The organism is Streptomyces sp. NPDC088350 (genome assembly GCF_044753545.1).
Classification (GTDB): Bacteria; Actinomycetota; Actinomycetes; order Streptomycetales; family Streptomycetaceae; genus Streptomyces.
Window position 1 is genome coordinate 152,962 of record NZ_JBIVNL010000015.1, and the last position, 15,473, is coordinate 168,434.

Genomic DNA, 15,473 nt, shown 5'->3' on the forward strand with positions numbered 1-15,473 from the left:
CGCCGGCCACGCATGGCGTCCGGCCACGCATGGCGTCCGGCCACGCATGGCGTCCGGCCACGCATGGCGTCCGGCCACGCATGGCGTCCGGCCACGCATGGCGTCCGGCCACGCATGGCGTCCGGCCACGCATGGCGTCCGGCCACGCATGGCGTCCGGCCACGCACGGCGCCCCGCCACGCACGGCGTCCGGCCACCCACGGCGCCCCGCCCCCACACCGCCCCAACACCGCCCCTAAGGCGCCGAAGCCTCCACGGTTACCCCCGGCTGCCTTCGCATCACGTACGCCGCCCCCGCCCCCGCCCCGAACAGCGCCGCCAGTGACACCCCCGTCGCCAGCCAGCTCGTGCCCAGCCACTGGGCGCCGAAGTAGCCCAGGGCCACGCTGTACGCCGCCCAGGACAGGCCCGCCAGGGCCGACCAGGGGAGGAAGTCGCGGGCTCGGCGGTGGGCGGCGCCGGCGCCGAGGGAGACTACCGAGCGGCCGGCGGGGGCGAAGCGGGCCAGGATGACCAGGGTGCCGCCGCCGCGGGCCAGGGCCTGGCCGAGACGTTCCTGCGCGGTGGTGAGGCGGCGGGAGCGGGAGATGGCGCGGTCCAGGCGTTCGCCGCCGCGCCAGGCCAGCCGGTACGCCACCAGGTCGCCCAGTACGGACGCGGTGGCGGCGGACGCGATCAGGGCCAGGATGCTGGGGACCTCGTGCGGGACGGGAACGGCGTCGGCCGCCGCGCCGGTGCCCGCTGCCGCCGCCGTGGCCGCCGTGATGACCAGGACACCGCTCGGCAGCACGGGCAGGAACACATCAAGGAGCACGGACAGGGCGATCATGGCGTAGATCCATGGGCTGCCGGTCAGCGACCCCACACTCTCGAACAACGCGGCTCCCCGTGAACTCCCCCGTGGGCCGCGGCAAGGACGGCCAGTGACAGCCATACAGCGTACGCCTGGGCGGTGACAGGAGATTCACGGGGGGCGCGTGTGATCCGCACAGTGCGTTCACCCGGCTGCCCCGTCCCGAGGGGCGGGGCGGGCTCGCATCCCGTAGCAACGTAAAGGGGCTCTGAGTACACCCGAACGTGAGGAACGGTACACATCATGGTGGCAGGCATATGCGCGGGCGCCGTCGTCGCGGCACTGCTGGCGAGCGGGACGGGTGGTGCGGGTGCCGCGGGAGGCGCCGGCGCCCCTGACGGGTACTGGATGCGGACGGACGCCAAGTTCGCGCCGGTCGGCGCCCTCGTGCCGTCGGCGGCGGTCACGTACGACACGAAGGTGGTCCCGGCCGCCGCGTGGATCCAGGTCGGACAGCACACGGCGGTCAGTGGCGCCACGACCGTGAAGCTGCGGGTCGACGGGATGGTGCCGGGGCACGCGTACGCCGTCCATGTGCACCAGAAGCCGTGCGGCACCGACCCGGCCGCCGCGGGCGCGCACTTCCAGCACAAGCCGTCCACGGACCCGGCCGACATCACCGCCGACAACGAGGTCTGGCTCGACTTCACGGCCGACGACACCGGTGCCGCCGAGGTGAGCGCCCAGCACGACTGGGGCTTCCGGCAGGGCGAGGCGTCCTCCGTCGTGATCCACGAGATGCCGGGCAGCCGCGTCCGCGCCGCCTGCTTCACCGTGCCGTTCGGCTGGGCTCCCTGACCTGCGGATACGTCCAGGAGCGGCCGACGGCCGGCGTCCGCTCCGCCGTCGTCGCCGCAGCAGCGCGGAGAACCGCTCTCGCCACCGCGTCGGCGTCCGACAGCGTGACCGAGTCCACGCCGGGGCGGGCGCCCGCCGCGGTCACCCAGTGCACGCCCTCCGTGGGCACCCCGAACGCGAACCGCCGCGCGTGGGCCAGTCCTTGACGGTCTATCAGGCGGTACGGGCGCGGGGTCACATCGAGCCCGCCCGTCTCGTAACCGTCCACCGTGTGCGGCCGGCACCGGCCCGTCTTCAGGAGTCGGCCGAGCAGTTCGTCGGCGGTGCGGCGCAGGTCCGGTTCGGGGAGGCGTGCTTCGACGAGGGTGGTCACGCGTACCGCCGAGCCCGGTACCTCGGGGGAGCGCGCCACCCAGGCGCCGTCCGCCTCCCGCACCTCCAGCCGCGGCCCGAGCACCTCCACCGCGCCCGCCTCCACCAGCGCGGCCAGCTCCTCGATACGGCGCCGGGGCGGGCCGATGGAAAGGAACGCGTTGAGCGGGGTGTACCAGCGGTCCAGGTGGTCGCGGCGGGAGGCACCGGCGAGGCCGCCGTGGTCGACGACCAGCCGGAGTTCGTTGCGCAGGTCGCGCAGCACGTCCAGGGCCGCCTTCAGCGGTCCGTCCACATTGCCGAGCGCGGCCTGTTCGGCGTCCTCGCGCAGATGCGACAGCAGCCAGTTCCGCCATGCCGCCGGGTGGGCGAGATCGCGTTCCGTGTACGGGCGGGACAGCCGGTCCCAGCTCCAGCGGGCGGCGCCCGGGATCCCGAACTCGTCGAGTATCAGCGCCTCTTGGGGATCGCGGTGCGGGACGGCGAGGAAGCGCTCGGTGAAGTCCGTGAAGTCTGGGAACTCCGGGCGCCGGGAGGGGCGTAGCAGAGCGGTGTAGTAGACCGTCTCGACCTCCTTCGCCACCAACGGCCATATCTCCGCCAGGAATTCGGGCGGCTCGCCCGAGTCCGCGCGCTTGCGGAAGGCCGATATCGCCTCTGGGGTGAGGACGCGGGGAGTGTGGCGGCCGTGCGGGCCCTTCGCGTTGTCGCCGCGGGCCTGGTACGGGATGCCTCGGCGCGAACCGGCGTACAGGCGGGGCTCGTTGCCGGAGGGCAGGTAGCGGAGACCGTGCCTGGTGTCGACGAAGCGGCCTCCCCGGCCCGTCGTCAACAGGGCTGTGTGGTCGAAGAAGTTGAGGCCCAGGCCGCGCAACAGCACTGGTTCGCCGGGGCGTACGACGGTCAGGTCGACGTCGGCCGGGTTGGCGGGCGGGAGATGGCACAGGCCGTACTGGTCGGCGTACGAGGAGAGGCGGCGCTGGGCGGTGTCTCCGGCCGTCGGGAGGTGGCCCTGTGCCAGGACCACGGCCGAAAGGGCGGACAGGGTACGGCCGTTGTCCAGGGTGAGGGTCTGGTGGCCGTCGGCCGTGTCGTCGAGGCGTACGGCGCGGGCCCGGTGTGTCGCGACCTGGACGGTGTCGGGCGCCTCGCGGACCGTGCGGGCGAACACCCACTCCAGATAGCGGCCGTAGTGGGCGCGGGTGGGGTAGTCGTCCGGGCCCAGTTCGGCGGGTGCCCACTCGTGCAGGCTGGGTCCTGGGCGGATCGGGCCCGAGCAGTCGACGCCGGCGTCGGTGAAGAGGGTGACCTGGGAGGCCACGGTGTTCATCAGCAGCTCGGGCGACTGTGTGGAGCGCCAGACGCGGCCGGGGCCCGGGGGTGCCGGGTCGACGACGTGGACGGTGAGCCGGGTGCCGGGCGGGAGGAGTTCCGGCGCGGAGGCGCAGAGGCGCTCCAGGACGCTGGTGCCGCGCGGACCGGCGCCGACCACGGCGACGGAGACGTGTGCCGGTTCGCCGTCGAACGCGTTCGCTGCAGACAAAGGGGTGACTCCCGGGCGTGTGGGGCGCGATGGAGCGGATCGCCCACCGGAAGCGGACGGTCCGCATCATCATGCCCGCAGCGAGGTCACGGGGGTGTGAGGGGGGACTCCTCCACCGTCTTCAGGGTTCCGTCCGCCCGCGCCTGTTCCAGGCGCAGCTTCGCCGAACGGCCGCGCAGCGTAAAGGTCATGATCTGGTTTCCGAACCAAGGGCCGCCCGTCCTGCGCCACTTGACCGAGGGGCGGGGGCAGCGGCCGTGCCGGGCGAGGCGGCGGCCCAGGCCGCGCGCGACGGCGCTCCAGGCGAAGCGGAAGCCGACGCGGATGTACGGGGGGATGGAGTTGTGGACGGGGGAGCAGGTGAGCTGGAGGACGCGGGAACTCGGCGCTCCTGTCCGCCACTTGGGCTCCGCGATGTACGCGTGATGGACGTCTCCCGACAGGACGAGTACCGATGCCGGCGCGTCGGCGCCCGTGCCCACCTCGGCGATCAGGTCCGCCAGTTGCTCGAAGGACGCCGGGAACGCCGCCCAGTGCTCCAGGTCGGCGGCGCGGCGCAGTCTCTCCCCGAAGTCGGCCCAGCGGGCGCCCCGTTCACCGCGGCACAGGGCCGCGTCCCAGGACTCGGCGTCGTGGACGAGGTGGGGCAGCAGCCAGGGGAGCGAGGTGCCGATGAGGAGGTGGTCGTAGGACGCGGGGTCCGTCAGGGCCTGGGTGCGCAGCCACTCGGCCTCGCCGGGGTCGAGCATCGCGCGGTGTTGCTCGTCGAGGACGCGGGCCGCCCTGCTGTCCACCATCAGCAGCCGTACGCGGCCGAAGTCGCGCCGGTAGCTCCAGCGGACGGAGGCCGGGTCGGCGTCGGCGCGGCAGGCGAAGGCGCGGAGCCCGTCGGTGCCGTCGGGGGCGGCGCGGACCGCCGAGTAGAGGGGATCGGCGGCGAGTTCGGCGGGGGAGAGGTTCCCCAGGTGCTGATGCACCCAGTACGACATCAGCCCGCTCAGCAGCCGCTCGCGCCACCACGGGGTGGCCCGCATGTCGGCCAGCCAGGCGGCGCTGGTGTTCCAGTCGTCGATGACGTCGTGGTCGTCGAAGATCATGCAACTCGGCACGGTGGAGAGGAGCCAGCGGATCTCGGGATCGAGCCAGGACTCGTAGTAGAGGCGCGTGTACTCCTCGTAGTCCGCGACCTCGCTGCCGGGCGGTTCGCGCAGATCGCGGCGGGCGGACAGCCAGCGGCGGGTCGCGTCGGAGACCTCGTCGGCGTACACCTGGTCGCCCAACAGGAGGAGTACGTCCGGCCGTTGGGCCTCCGGATCGCGGGCGATGCGCGAGGCCAGCGTGTCCAGGGCGTCCGGGCCCACCGGATCGTGGTCGTCGGCGGGCGGCGCGGCCCAGCGGCAGGAGCCGAACGCGACGCGGACGGTTCCGTCGGCGTCCGGGGTGTGGATCGCGGACGGCGGGAACGACGAGTCGGGCAGCGGCCACACGCGCGTGCCGTCCAGGAACACCTCGTACGGCGTCGACGTCCCGGGCGTGAGGCCCTCCACCGGCACCAACGCGTAGTGGTGGCCCGCCACTTGGAAGGTGCGGGTCGCGCCGCCGGCGCCGTCCGCGCAGCGCACCTCGGCGGCGCACGGACGGCTCGCCTCGACCCATACGGTCGCGGACGAGCCGTCGGCGTAGCGAAGCAGTGGTCCAAGACTCAGTCCGGCCACGTTTGATCACTCTCCTCCGTCGCCCCGTACGGTACGGAACGACGGAGGTCAGCGACTAGGTTTCCGGGCTGTCGAAAGAGGATCAGCAGCCGCTGAGGACCGAGGTCAGCTTGGCCTTCTCGGCCGTGTCGACCGAGAGGTCGTAGTAGTACTTCACCTGGACCCAGGCGCGGACGTACGTGCAGGCGTACGAGGTGAGCGGGGGCATCCACTCGGCCGGGTCCTGGTCGCTCTTGGACTGGTTGACGTTGTCCGTGACGGCGATCAGCTGCGGCCGGGTGATGTCGTTGGCGAAGGCCTGGCGCTGGGCGGTGGTCCAGTTGCGGGCGCCGGAGTCCCATGCCTCGGCGAGCGGGACGAGGTGGTCGATGTCCAGGTCGGAGGCGGCGGTCCAGGTGGCGCCGTCGTAGACCGAGTACCAGCTGCCGCTGGTCGCGGTGCAGGCGGAGTTGGTGACGACGTTCGTACCGTCGCGCTTGAGGACGTACTCACGGGTGTTGCAGGTGCCGCTGATCGTGATCCAGGTGGGGAACAGGTCACGGTCGTAGCCGGTACGGACCTCGGTGGCCACGGTGAGCGAGGCGAGGTAGGTGCGGGCGGTGGCGGCGCTGACGGGGGTGGGGAGGGCGGCGGAGGCGGTCGGGCCGTTGAAAAGCGCGACGGAGGCTATGAATCCGGTAAGAGCCGCGAGTATGCTCAGCCGTCGACGCGCGTAGAATTTCGGCATGCGAACTCCCTTGTGGTGTGGGGGTTTTGGAGTGCGAGCGAGGAAATGCTCGCGGTGCCGTGTTGCGTCAGGGTGTGCGTTCGGTAAGAAGTTAGTGACGTGTGCATGACAAGGCAATGCTTTGGCGGTCACGTACTATGAATGACGCAGAAGGGGAGTAGCTCTTCGCCGGGACCGTCGACATACTGCTCAGCTCGTCTGAGCCGGCGCCCGGAGGACGATCTCTTGGAGATCGGCCAGCGAGACCTTCGGCAACGCAGTGCACCATTCGTGTGCGCTGCCGTGCCGAGGTGTCCGCAGGCGGTTTTCGCACTCTCGGTGGGGCGGCGCCCGACCGATTGAGGAACCTTGATCAGCATCAGTGTGACGGCGCTCGTCTTCGGCGTCGTCTTCCTTGCCGAACTCCCCGACAAGACCGCGCTCGCCGGGCTCGTCCTCGGCACCCGCTACCGCGCCTCGTACGTCTTCGCCGGTGTCGCCGCCGCGTTCCTGCTGCATGTCGTGCTCGCGGTGGCGGCGGGCAGCGTACTGACGCTGCTGCCGCGGCAGCTCGTCGCCGCGGTGACCGGTGTGCTCTTCCTGGGCGGGGCCGCGGTGCTCCTCTTCAAGAAGGACGACGACGAGGAGGAGGTGCGGGGGCCCGGGGACCAGTCCTTCTGGAAGGTCTCCGGCGCCGGTTTCATGCTCATCCTGGTCGCCGAGTTCGGAGACCTGACCCAGATCATGACGGCGAACCTCGCGGCCCGCTACGACGATCCGCTCTCCGTCGGCCTCGGTGCGGTGCTCGCGCTGTGGGCGGTCGCCGGGCTGGGCATCGTGGGCGGAAAGGCCCTGATGAAGCGGGTGCCGCTGCGGCTGATCACGCGGATCGCGGCGGTGCTGATGCTGGCACTGGGGGCGTGGAGCCTGTGGGAGGCCGTGGCGGGCTGAGCGGACGCGCCGGCTGAACGGTGGGTGAACTGTTTCCGGGGGTGGTGGCGCGATGGCGGCCCCGTTTTGTACCGTAGAGAAACAAAGTGACTCCCGTCCGTTTTCCCTGACCGGCGGACGGGGTCACCTTGTTCCTCCCCCGCGTCTTGGAGCTTGCCGATGACGGCCACCGCTGTGCTCACCGCCCGCGCCCTCCTGCTGGACATGGACGGCACCCTCGTCGACTCGCACGCCGTCGTCGAGCGGATCTGGCGGCGCTGGTCCGGCCGGCACGGGCTGGACGCGGACGAGGTCATGAAGGTCGTGCACGGCCGGCAGGGGTACGCGTCCATGGCGCTGCTGCTGCCCAGCCGGCCCATGGAGCAGAACCACGCCGAGAACGCCCGCATGCTCGCCGAGGAGACCGCCGACGTCGAGGGCGTCGTCCCGATCCCGGGCGCGCCCGAGTTCCTCGCCTCGCTACGGGGACTGCCGCACGCGCTCGTCACCTCGGCGGACGTCGCGCTGTCCACCGCGCGGATGGCCGCCGCCGGTCTTGAACTCCCCGAGGTCCGCGTCACCGCCGAGTCCGTCGGCGCCAGCAAGCCCGACCCCGAGGGTTTCCTCAAGGGCGCCGCCGAACTGGGTATCGCGCCCGCGGACTGCGTGGTCTTCGAGGACTCCGGGGCCGGGATCGCGGCGGGGCGCGCGGCCGGGATGCGCGTGGTGGGGGTCGGGCCGCAGGCCGGGTTCCACCGGGCGGACGTGGTGGTACGGGATCTGCGGGAGGTACGGGTCGAGACCGTGGCGGGCGGGGAGATCCGGCTGCACGTGGGGTAGGCCGGGTAGGCGTGTTGGGCGCGGGTGCCTGGCCAACTGGGGGTTGGTCTACGGGTGTTGGGCGCGGGTGCCTGGCCAACTGGGGGTTGGCCTGCGGGTGTTGGGCACGGGTGCCTGGCCAACTGGGGGTTGGCCTAGGGGTGTTGGGCACGGGTGCCTGGCCAACCGGGGGTTGGCCTACGGGTGTTGGGCACGGGTGCCAGGCCAACAGAGGGTTGGCCTAGGGGTGTTGATCAGCGGCGCCGGCCAACGCCCGTTGGCTGCCGGCGGCGGTTTGGCTACGGCGGTGAGACGCCCGGTGCCTTCCGGGCCCGACCCCTCCGCGACCGCACCGTCACGGCTCGGTCGTCTCCGACTCCAGGCGGGCCCGGGTCGCCGCCCCGTAGACCCCCAGCTCGTCGGACTGGATACCGCGCGCAAGTTGGTACGTGCGCACCGAAGCCTGCACCTGCTTGTCGAAGACGCCGTTGTGGGGGCCGGTGTAGAGGTTCAACTGGGCCAGGCGGAGCTGGAGTTCGGTGACCTCGGGGCCTTCGTCGCCGCGTTGCAGGACCGGGGCGGGGCTGCCGGCGCCCTGGCGGCCGGCGGCGGCGGTCGAGGCGCTGGCGGTGGGTGTCGGGGTCGGGCCGGCGTTCGCCGACTTCGACGGTGTCACGGACGGGGTCGGCGACGTCGACGGTGACGGGCTCGTGCTGAGCGACGGGGTCGGGGACGCCGACGTCGGCTCCACGGACGTGGAACCGCTCCTGGACGGCGACACCGGCGCCGCGCTCCTCGACACGGTCGGGACGCTCGCCCGTACGTCCTGCGGGGCCGCCTCGTCCCGCGACGGCGTCTCGTACGAGAACAGGCCGCTCGCGAAACCGGCCGCCGCGGTCACCGCGACCACGGCCCCCGCGACGGCGAGGAGCACGGTACGGCGGTGGCGGCGCGGGGGATCGGGGTGCGTGGGCGCTTCCGGAAGGTTCCCGCCGGTCTCGAACAGGCTCAGGTCGGCCGTGTTCGGGGCGGCGGGCGGGGGTGTCACCGCGCGCAGCGGCATCGTCTCCTCGACCGCCGACAGCCGCACGGTCTCACCCGCATCGGCCTCGGGCGCCGCGCTCACCCCGAGGGCGGGCTGTTCCTGAGGGTTCCCGTCGAGTTCCACGTACGGCCTGATCCGCAGCGGGTCGAAGTCCTCCGCCGCTGCCGCCTCGGCCGTGCGCGCGTCGCGCAGCGCGTCCGACGCCCGTTGGGTGCAGCCGCACGACGGGGAGCCGTCGGCCGCCCGGGGCGCCCCGCACTGCGGGCATATGTGGCCCTTCGCCTCGTTCACGTGTTCGTCCCTCCCCGTGGAACTCCAGAGGTTATGCGGATCTCCTTCACGCCGTCTCCTCCGACCCCCGGAATGCGGGCTTCCATTCGGACTCGACAGGCCGTAACGGGACACACCGATCACCATGGATGTGTAACGAGAGCCTCGGGAGGTCTTCATGGCCGGCGATGCGCACGGTATGCCTGGGAATGTGCACGACGCGCAGCCACCGGAGAAACCCCCGCGGCGGGGCAGCGCCGCCCAGGAGCACGTGCCCGGCAACGTCCTCGTCTCCATCGGGGCGCTGCTCCTCGGGCTGCTGCTCGCGGCCCTCGACCAGACCATCGTGTCGACCGCGCTGCCGACGATCGTCAGCGATCTCGGCGGCCTGGAACACCTGTCGTGGGTCGTCACCGCGTATCTGCTCGCGTCGACCGCCGCGACCCCGCTGTGGGGCAAGCTGGGCGACCAGTACGGGCGGAAGAAGCTGTTCCAGATCGCGATCGTGATCTTCCTCGTCGGGTCGGCGCTGTGCGGTGCGGCGCAGAACATGCCCCAGTTGATCGGCTTCCGGGCCCTCCAGGGCCTGGGCGGCGGCGGGCTGATCGTGCTGTCGATGGCGATCGTCGGCGATGTCGTCCCACCACGTGAACGCGGGCGCTACCAGGGCCTGTTCGGCGCGGTCTTCGGTGCGACGAGTGTCCTCGGGCCGCTCCTCGGCGGGCTGTTCACCGAGCATCTGAGCTGGCGCTGGGTCTTCTACGTCAACCTCCCCGTCGGCGTCGTCGCCCTCGCCGTCATCGCGACCGCCCTGCACATCCCGCGCAAGTCGACCCGGCACGTCATCGACTACCTCGGCACCTTCCTCATCGCCGCCGTCGCGACCTGCCTGGTCCTGGTCGCCTCGCTGGGCGGCACGACCTGGGGCTGGGGCTCGCCGCAGATCATCGGGCTGGCGGTGGTCGGTGTGATCCTGATCGGAGCGTTCGTGACCGTGGAACGCCGGGCCGCCGAACCCGTCCTCCCGCTCAAACTCTTCCGCGTCCGCACTTTCACCCTCGCCGCCGTCATCAGCTTCGTCGTCGGCTTCGCGATGTTCGGCGCGATGACCTATCTGCCGACCTTCCTCCAGGTCGTCCAGGGCATCTCGCCGACCATGTCCGGCGTCCACATGCTGCCGATGGTGTTCGGCATGCTGATCTCGTCCACCGCCTCCGGCCAGATCGTCAGCCGCACCGGCCGCTGGAAGGTGTTCCCCATCGCCGGCACGGGCGTCACCGCCCTCGGCCTGCTCCTCCTGCACCAGCTCGACGAGAACAGCTCCACCGGCGAGATGAGCGCCTACTTCTTCGTCTTCGGGCTCGGACTCGGCCTGGTCATGCAGGTGTTGGTGCTCATCGTGCAGAACGCCGTCTCCTACGAGGACCTCGGCGTCGCCACCTCCGGCGCGACCTTCTTCCGGTCCATCGGCGCGTCGTTCGGCGTCGCCATCTTCGGCACGATCTTCGCGAGCAGACTGGGCGACAAGCTCACGGACGCCCTCCAGGGCACCACGCTCCCGGCCGGCGTCACCCCGGACGGCCTGGAGTCGGACCCGCGCGGCATCTCCCAACTCCCGCCCGCCGTACGCCCGGAGGCCCTCCACGCCTACGCCTCCTCCATCACCGACGTCTTCCTCTACGCCGCTCCCGTCGCCCTCGCCGGATTCGTCCTGGCCTGGTTCCTCAAGGAGGACAAGCTGCGCGGCTCGGTCACGGCACCCGACGTCACGGAGACCCTCGCCAGCAACCCCGTCCAACGCTCCTCCTACGACGAGGTGTGCCGCGCGCTGTCCGTGCTCGGCACCCGGGAGGGCCGCCGCGAGATCTACAAGACCATCACCGCCAAGGCGGGCTACGACCTTCAGCCGGCGGCGAGTTGGCTGCTGCTGCGCATCAAGCGGGACGGCTGGGCGGAACCGGGTGTCCTCGCCGAACGCAGCAGCGTGCCGTTGCCTGTCATCCTCGCCGCGGTTCGCCAGATCGAGGGGCGGCGGCTGGCGGTGCGGGAAGGGCTGGACCTGCAACTGACCGACGAGGGGCGGGAGATGGCCGAACGGTTGGCACAGGCCCGCGAGGAGTCGCTCGCGGAGGCGCTGGGGGACTGGTGGGGGCCGGACCGGCCCACCGATCTCATTCGGCTGGTGAAGGAGCTGAACGGGGAGCTGTGCGGGTCGGACCGGGAACAGCCGCACAACGGGACGGCGACAGCGGTCAGTTGAGCAGGGCCTTACGGAACCAGTGCTCGGCGTACTTGTCGTCGTTGTGCCGGTCGGTCTCCTCGTAGCCGAGCCGCGCGTACAGGGAACGCGCCTCCACCAGGTCGTGCCGGGTGTCCAGGATCATCGCCTTGGCTCCCAGCCCGCGGGCTGCCTCCTCGGCAGCCGTGACGAGCCTCGGGGCGGCGCCCCGGCCGCGCAGCTCCTCGTGGACGAAGACCCTTGTCAGTTCGGCGGTCGTCGGATCGAGGAGGCGTATGCCCGCCGAGCCGGCTGCTGCGCCCTCGTGCCACGCGACCAGCAACTGCCCGCCGGGTGGGGCGAGTTCGGAGCCGGTGCGGGCGGCGATCTCCTGTTCCAGTTCGGCGGGTTCCGTGCGGTGGCCCTCGTGGAGGAGGTAGTAGCGGTCGCTGACCTCCGTGTAGTACGCCCGCCAGAGGGTGGCGGCGACGGGGGAGTCGAAGGGTTCCGGGGCGATCGTCCAGGTCATGCGGGCATTGTCAGGAGGGGGTGGGGAGGCGACGCAACCGAATATGTGTGACCTCCGGCGAGTCCAGGACCTGCGTCTTCCTCCACTCGACGTGCTGGTCGCCCACGTTGTCGAACAGGCGCCGTCCGCCGCACGCGAGTACCGGTACGACGTGCAGGAGGAGTTCGTCCAACCACCCGGCGCGGACGAACTGTTGGACCAGGTCGGCGCCGCCCGCGAGGGAGACGTCCTTGCCGCCGGCGGCCTCGCGGGCCGACTCCAGTGCGTGCGCCGGGCCTTCGGTGACGAAGTGGTAGGTCGTGCCGCCCTTCTTCACCACCGGCTCGCGCGGGTGGTGGGTGACGACGAACACCGGGGCGTGGAAGGGAGGTTCGTCGCCCCACGGGATCTCTCCGGTGATGAACATGCCGTGGCCCATGACCACCGCGCCCGGCCGCTTGATCCTCCCCCACTGCCTTAAGGGCGTGGGGGGACCCCCAGGCAAGCAGATCGTCGTCGGGTCCACCCGGCCCGCCCGCCATCCCCTGCATCCGCCGGAAGGACCGCAGCCCGAACACCCACGAGTGCAACCGCTCCCCGCCGATCCCGAGCGGATGCTCCCGCCCCGACTCCGGCCCCGCGATGTACCCGTCCAGCGACATGGCAAGCCGCGCGATGACCTCACCCATGACAACCTCCGCCTTCACATGACTTCCGTTCGGTGACCCCTTGCACCTGTGCGTCGATCGAGCCGGGGCCGAATCGACACACCGGCGCCACGAAATCCCCGGAGCCGCGGCCGTCGTTTGAAGAGGGCCTTTGAGGCAACCCGGTACAGGAACCGACCGACTACGAGAGCCGGTTGACCAAGAACCCGGAAGGCACTCATGTCCACAGGCGTGATCATCGTTCTGATCGTGATCGTGGTCGGCGTGGTCGCCGCCGCGACCGCCCTGGCGCTGCGTGCCCGAGGCGCGACCGGCGGCTCGGGACTGAAGCGCCGCTTCGGGCCCGAGTACGAGCGGACCGTGGCCCGGCACGACGGCGACGCGAAGGCCGCCGAGCGGGAGCTCGGCGAGCGCGTCCAGGAACACGGTTCGCTGCGGGAGCAGCCGCTGGAGCCCGCGGCCCGTGAGCGGTACCAGGCCCGCTGGGCCGCCGCCCAGGAGCGGTTCGTCGACTCGCCCCGCGAGGCCGTGGCCGACGTCGACCAGCTGCTCGGCGAGGTGGCCGGCGCCCGGGGCTTCCCCGATGTCACCGAATACGAGAAGCAGTACGACGCGCTGTCCGTGCACCACGCGGACCACGTCCACGGCTACCGGCGCGTGCACCGCGTCGTCACCGCGCGCACGAACGGCACAGCGGAGAGCCAGGCCGGTACCGAGGAGATGCGCGAGGCCATGCTCGAAGCCCGCGCCCTCTTCGACGACCTGGTGAGCACGGACAACGGCGGCGACCGCGGGCGCACCGGACGCCACGCGCTGGGCTCATTCAACAGGCAAGCAGTGAAGGGGAGTTGAGCCGCATGACTGATGTGACACGACCGAACGGCGACACGAGCGACGACCGCAGGGGCACCGACACGGGCACCGACACGGGCACCGACACGAGCGCCGACAGGGGCACTGACACGGGCGCCGCCCAGCGCCGGGAGACCGGCACGGGCACCGAGCGGCGCGAGAGCGGTATGGGTACCGACCGCCGCGACAACGCCACGGGCACCGACCGCCGGGAGACCGGCACAGGCACCGAGCAGCGCGACAACGCCATGGGGACCGACCGGCGGGACCCGGCCAGGATTCCCGGGCAGCAGGACCCCGCGAAGGCCGCCGATCAGCGGGACGCCACGAAGGTGACCCCCGTGATCCCGGTGACCCCCGTGACCTCGGCGACGACCCAGCGCGAGGCCGACAGGGCGACGACTGAGCGCGAGGAGACATCCCGCGGTGACCAGCGGTCGGCACGCCCCGTGCACGCCCCCGAGCCGCCTCCCTCCTCGCCCGGCGCCGGTGTCGCCACCGACAAGCGGTACAGCTCGAACGGCTCGGACGGCTCCGGGAACGGCGGCCTCCTGCCGCACGACGAGAGTGACAAGTTCACCCTGCGGATGCAGCACGCGGTCACCGGGTTCGTCGACGAGCCCCGCTCCGCCGTCGAGGAGGCCGACCACGTACTCGAAGAGGTCGCCGCCCGCTTCACGGAGGCCGTCACCAAGCGCCGCACCGCCCTGCACGGCTCCTGGGAGTCCAAGAGCGCGGGCGACACCGAGCAACTCCGCCTGGCGCTGCGGGACTACCGCGAACTGACGGACCGGCTTCTCCACATGTGACGTATCCGACCCGGCACTTCCGTGTGATCCGCTCCGAAGGGGCCGAGTACGCCGTGACATGGGCGTACTCGGCCTCCGTGCGCGGTACGGGAGTGCGGTACGCCGGACGCGGCGCGGCCGGGCGATTTATCATGCGGCGGCTGTGTAAGGACACTTCAAGGGGGAGCGCACGTGCTCGAACTCACCATGGCCTCGGTCTCCGGGACGGACGCGGGGGCGACCGCCGGCATGCTGATGGCCGAGTCGCCCAGCGACCCGGGCGCGGTGCTGCGGGTGGGCCGCGACGAGACGGTGTGCCGGCTGGTGACACCGGACGACTGGCTGTTCATCTCGCGGGTCCATCTGGAGTTCCTGTGCGGACCCGAGGGCGTCTGGCAGGTGAGCTGGCTGCGCGGCTCCCAGCCCGACCCGTCCTCCGAAGTACGGCTGATCGTCGGCGAGTACGCCCAGACCGTCGCCTACGGCGGGAGCGTGTCGTTGCCCCGGGGCGGCAGCGGCGAGATCGTCATCCAGGACCGCACCGGGCCGCGCAGCGTCAACGTCGGCTTCTATCACGAGAGTTGAGAGCCCGTAGCGAGAAGGTCTAGCCGAGGACCCGCGCCAGCGCGAAGCCGTCGTAGCCCTTCCTGCCCACCGTCTGGATCGCCGTGCCCGACAGGCGCGCGTGCGAGCCGATCAGCTCGATCGCGGTACGTGTGCCCTGGACGTCCGGTGATGTGTTGTCCGCGTCGGCGACCCGGCCGCCGCGGACCACGTTGTCGACGATGATCAGGCTGCCGGGGCGGGTGAGCTTGAGGGCCCACTCGACGTAGTGCGGGTTGTTGCTCTTGTCGGCGTCGACGAAGACCAGGTCGAAGGGGGCCGGGTGCTCGTCGGCCAGCTCGGCCAGCGACTCCAGGGCCGCGCCCACCCGTACCTCCACGACCTTGTCGAGGCCCGCGCGGGCGATGTTGCGGGTGGCGACCTCGGCGTGCAGGGGGCTGTACTCCAGGGAGACCAGCCGGCCGTCGGCGGGCAGGGCGCGGGCCAGCCAGATCGTGCTGTAGCCGCCGAGGGTGCCGATCTCCAGGACGCGGGTGGCGCCCTGGATCGTGGCCAGGAGGTGGAGCAGCTTGCCCTCGGCGGCGGACACGGCGATCTGCGGGAGTCCGGCGGCCTCGCTGTCGCGCAGAGCCGCCGTGAGGACCTCGTCCTCGGGGGCGAGATGGCTGATGAAGTAGTCGTCGACGTCGTCCCAGAGCTGCGACTCGCTCATGTGCCCGTGCCTTTCGTGGTTCCGGTCGTGTTCCGGCTTCCAGTCTCCGGGTTTCCGCGCTGCCCGCGCGCGGATATTCGCTGTGACCAGGCAACCGGGGGCCGACTATCGT

The 15,473-nt window shown here is 71.6% G+C and carries 15 protein-coding genes; 7 read left to right on the plus strand and 8 right to left on the minus strand.

Annotation, left to right across the window (positions count from 1 at the left end; genetic code table 11):
- Nucleotides 1–235 precede the first annotated feature (235 nt).
- Nucleotides 236–877, minus strand: a complete 642-nt coding sequence (locus ACIQBL_RS40915) for a DedA family protein (RefSeq protein WP_401951988.1) — start codon at nucleotides 875–877, stop codon at nucleotides 236–238.
- A gap of 219 nt (nucleotides 878–1,096) precedes the next feature.
- Between ACIQBL_RS40915 and ACIQBL_RS40920 the strand changes: the two genes are divergently transcribed.
- On the plus strand, nucleotides 1,097–1,651 hold the full coding sequence (locus tag ACIQBL_RS40920) for a superoxide dismutase family protein (protein ID WP_401951990.1): 555 nt from the start codon (nucleotides 1,097–1,099) through the stop codon (nucleotides 1,649–1,651).
- Here ACIQBL_RS40920 and ACIQBL_RS40925 read toward each other — a convergent pair.
- From ACIQBL_RS40925 to ACIQBL_RS40935, 3 genes are all read right to left on the minus strand, one after another.
- On the minus strand, nucleotides 1,623–3,566 hold the full coding sequence (locus ACIQBL_RS40925; protein WP_401951993.1) for an FAD/NAD(P)-binding protein: 1,944 nt from the start codon (nucleotides 3,564–3,566) through the stop codon (nucleotides 1,623–1,625). The genes ACIQBL_RS40920 and ACIQBL_RS40925 overlap by 29 nt on opposite strands.
- Nucleotides 3,567–3,652: 86 nt before the next feature.
- Complete coding sequence (locus ACIQBL_RS40930; protein WP_401951996.1) at nucleotides 3,653–5,281, minus strand: alkaline phosphatase D family protein; 1,629 nt, start codon at nucleotides 5,279–5,281, stop codon at nucleotides 3,653–3,655.
- Between the two features lie 82 nt (nucleotides 5,282–5,363).
- A complete protein-coding gene (locus tag ACIQBL_RS40935) occupies nucleotides 5,364–6,008 on the minus strand; it encodes an HNH endonuclease family protein (protein ID WP_401951998.1) in 645 nt (214 codons plus the stop codon).
- A 348-nt stretch (nucleotides 6,009–6,356) separates the two neighbouring features.
- On the opposite strand from ACIQBL_RS40935, the gene ACIQBL_RS40940 reads away from it, so the two are divergent.
- Nucleotides 6,357–6,938, plus strand: coding sequence for a TMEM165/GDT1 family protein (locus ACIQBL_RS40940; protein ID WP_401952001.1), 582 nt, complete (start codon nucleotides 6,357–6,359; stop codon nucleotides 6,936–6,938).
- 159 nt (nucleotides 6,939–7,097) lie between these two features.
- Entirely contained in the window at nucleotides 7,098–7,757 is a 660-nt protein-coding gene (locus tag ACIQBL_RS40945; protein WP_401952004.1) for an HAD-IA family hydrolase, read from the plus strand.
- Nucleotides 7,758–8,091: 334 nt separating this feature from the next.
- Here ACIQBL_RS40945 and ACIQBL_RS40950 read toward each other — a convergent pair whose 3' ends face one another.
- Nucleotides 8,092–9,072 (minus strand): peptidoglycan-binding protein, encoded by a 981-nt coding sequence (locus ACIQBL_RS40950; protein ID WP_401952007.1) that lies wholly within the window; start codon nucleotides 9,070–9,072, stop codon nucleotides 8,092–8,094.
- 157 nt (nucleotides 9,073–9,229) lie between these two features.
- On the opposite strand from ACIQBL_RS40950, the gene ACIQBL_RS40955 reads away from it, so the two are divergent.
- Nucleotides 9,230–11,311 carry a DHA2 family efflux MFS transporter permease subunit gene (locus ACIQBL_RS40955; protein ID WP_401952009.1) on the plus strand — a complete coding sequence of 694 codons (2,082 nt, stop codon included), beginning with the start codon at nucleotides 9,230–9,232 and terminating at the stop codon, nucleotides 11,309–11,311.
- On the opposite strand, the gene ACIQBL_RS40960 is transcribed toward ACIQBL_RS40955, so the two are convergent.
- Together ACIQBL_RS40960 and ACIQBL_RS40965 are read right to left on the minus strand one after the other, a co-directional pair.
- Nucleotides 11,304–11,798 (minus strand): GNAT family N-acetyltransferase, encoded by a 495-nt coding sequence (locus ACIQBL_RS40960; RefSeq protein ID WP_401952011.1) that lies wholly within the window; start codon nucleotides 11,796–11,798, stop codon nucleotides 11,304–11,306. The two genes, ACIQBL_RS40955 and ACIQBL_RS40960, sit on opposite strands and share 8 nt — an antisense overlap.
- Nucleotides 11,799–11,808: 10 nt before the next feature.
- On the minus strand, nucleotides 11,809–12,204 hold the full coding sequence (locus ACIQBL_RS40965; RefSeq protein WP_401952014.1) for a dihydrofolate reductase family protein: 396 nt from the start codon (nucleotides 12,202–12,204) through the stop codon (nucleotides 11,809–11,811).
- A gap of 460 nt (nucleotides 12,205–12,664) precedes the next feature.
- Between ACIQBL_RS40965 and ACIQBL_RS40970 the strand changes: the two genes are divergently transcribed.
- The 3 genes from ACIQBL_RS40970 (at nucleotide 12,665) to ACIQBL_RS40980 (ending at nucleotide 14,670) form a co-directional block, all read left to right on the plus strand.
- Entirely contained in the window at nucleotides 12,665–13,297 is a 633-nt protein-coding gene (locus ACIQBL_RS40970) for a hypothetical protein (RefSeq protein ID WP_401952017.1), read from the plus strand.
- Between the two features lie 5 nt (nucleotides 13,298–13,302).
- Nucleotides 13,303–14,106 (plus strand): hypothetical protein, encoded by an 804-nt coding sequence (locus tag ACIQBL_RS40975; protein WP_401952020.1) that lies wholly within the window; start codon nucleotides 13,303–13,305, stop codon nucleotides 14,104–14,106.
- Nucleotides 14,107–14,277: 171 nt separating this feature from the next.
- Complete coding sequence (locus tag ACIQBL_RS40980) at nucleotides 14,278–14,670, plus strand: hypothetical protein (RefSeq protein ID WP_401952022.1); 393 nt, start codon at nucleotides 14,278–14,280, stop codon at nucleotides 14,668–14,670.
- Nucleotides 14,671–14,689: 19 nt separating this feature from the next.
- Here the strand turns inward: ACIQBL_RS40980 and ACIQBL_RS40985 are convergent, their stop codons facing one another.
- A complete protein-coding gene (locus ACIQBL_RS40985; protein ID WP_401952025.1) occupies nucleotides 14,690–15,361 on the minus strand; it encodes an O-methyltransferase in 672 nt (223 codons plus the stop codon).
- Nucleotides 15,362–15,473: the final 112 nt, after the last annotated feature.

Bases quoted from the DNA above. Each gene is read 5' to 3' on its own strand.
- ACIQBL_RS40920 (WP_401951990.1), top strand. From the start codon at position 1,097: ATGGTGGCAGGCATATGCGCGGGCGCCGTCGTCGCGGCACTGCTGGCG.
- ACIQBL_RS40935 (WP_401951998.1), bottom strand. From the start codon at position 6,008: ATGCCGAAATTCTACGCGCGTCGACGGCTGAGCATACTCGCGGCTCTT.
- ACIQBL_RS40945 (WP_401952004.1), top strand. From the start codon at position 7,098: ATGACGGCCACCGCTGTGCTCACCGCCCGCGCCCTCCTGCTGGACATG.
- ACIQBL_RS40955 (WP_401952009.1), top strand. From the start codon at position 9,230: ATGGCCGGCGATGCGCACGGTATGCCTGGGAATGTGCACGACGCGCAG.
- ACIQBL_RS40960 (WP_401952011.1), bottom strand. From the start codon at position 11,798: ATGACCTGGACGATCGCCCCGGAACCCTTCGACTCCCCCGTCGCCGCC.
- ACIQBL_RS40965 (WP_401952014.1), bottom strand. From the start codon at position 12,204: ATGTTCATCACCGGAGAGATCCCGTGGGGCGACGAACCTCCCTTCCAC.
- ACIQBL_RS40970 (WP_401952017.1), top strand. From the start codon at position 12,665: ATGTCCACAGGCGTGATCATCGTTCTGATCGTGATCGTGGTCGGCGTG.
- ACIQBL_RS40975 (WP_401952020.1), top strand. From the start codon at position 13,303: ATGACTGATGTGACACGACCGAACGGCGACACGAGCGACGACCGCAGG.
- ACIQBL_RS40985 (WP_401952025.1), bottom strand. From the start codon at position 15,361: ATGAGCGAGTCGCAGCTCTGGGACGACGTCGACGACTACTTCATCAGC.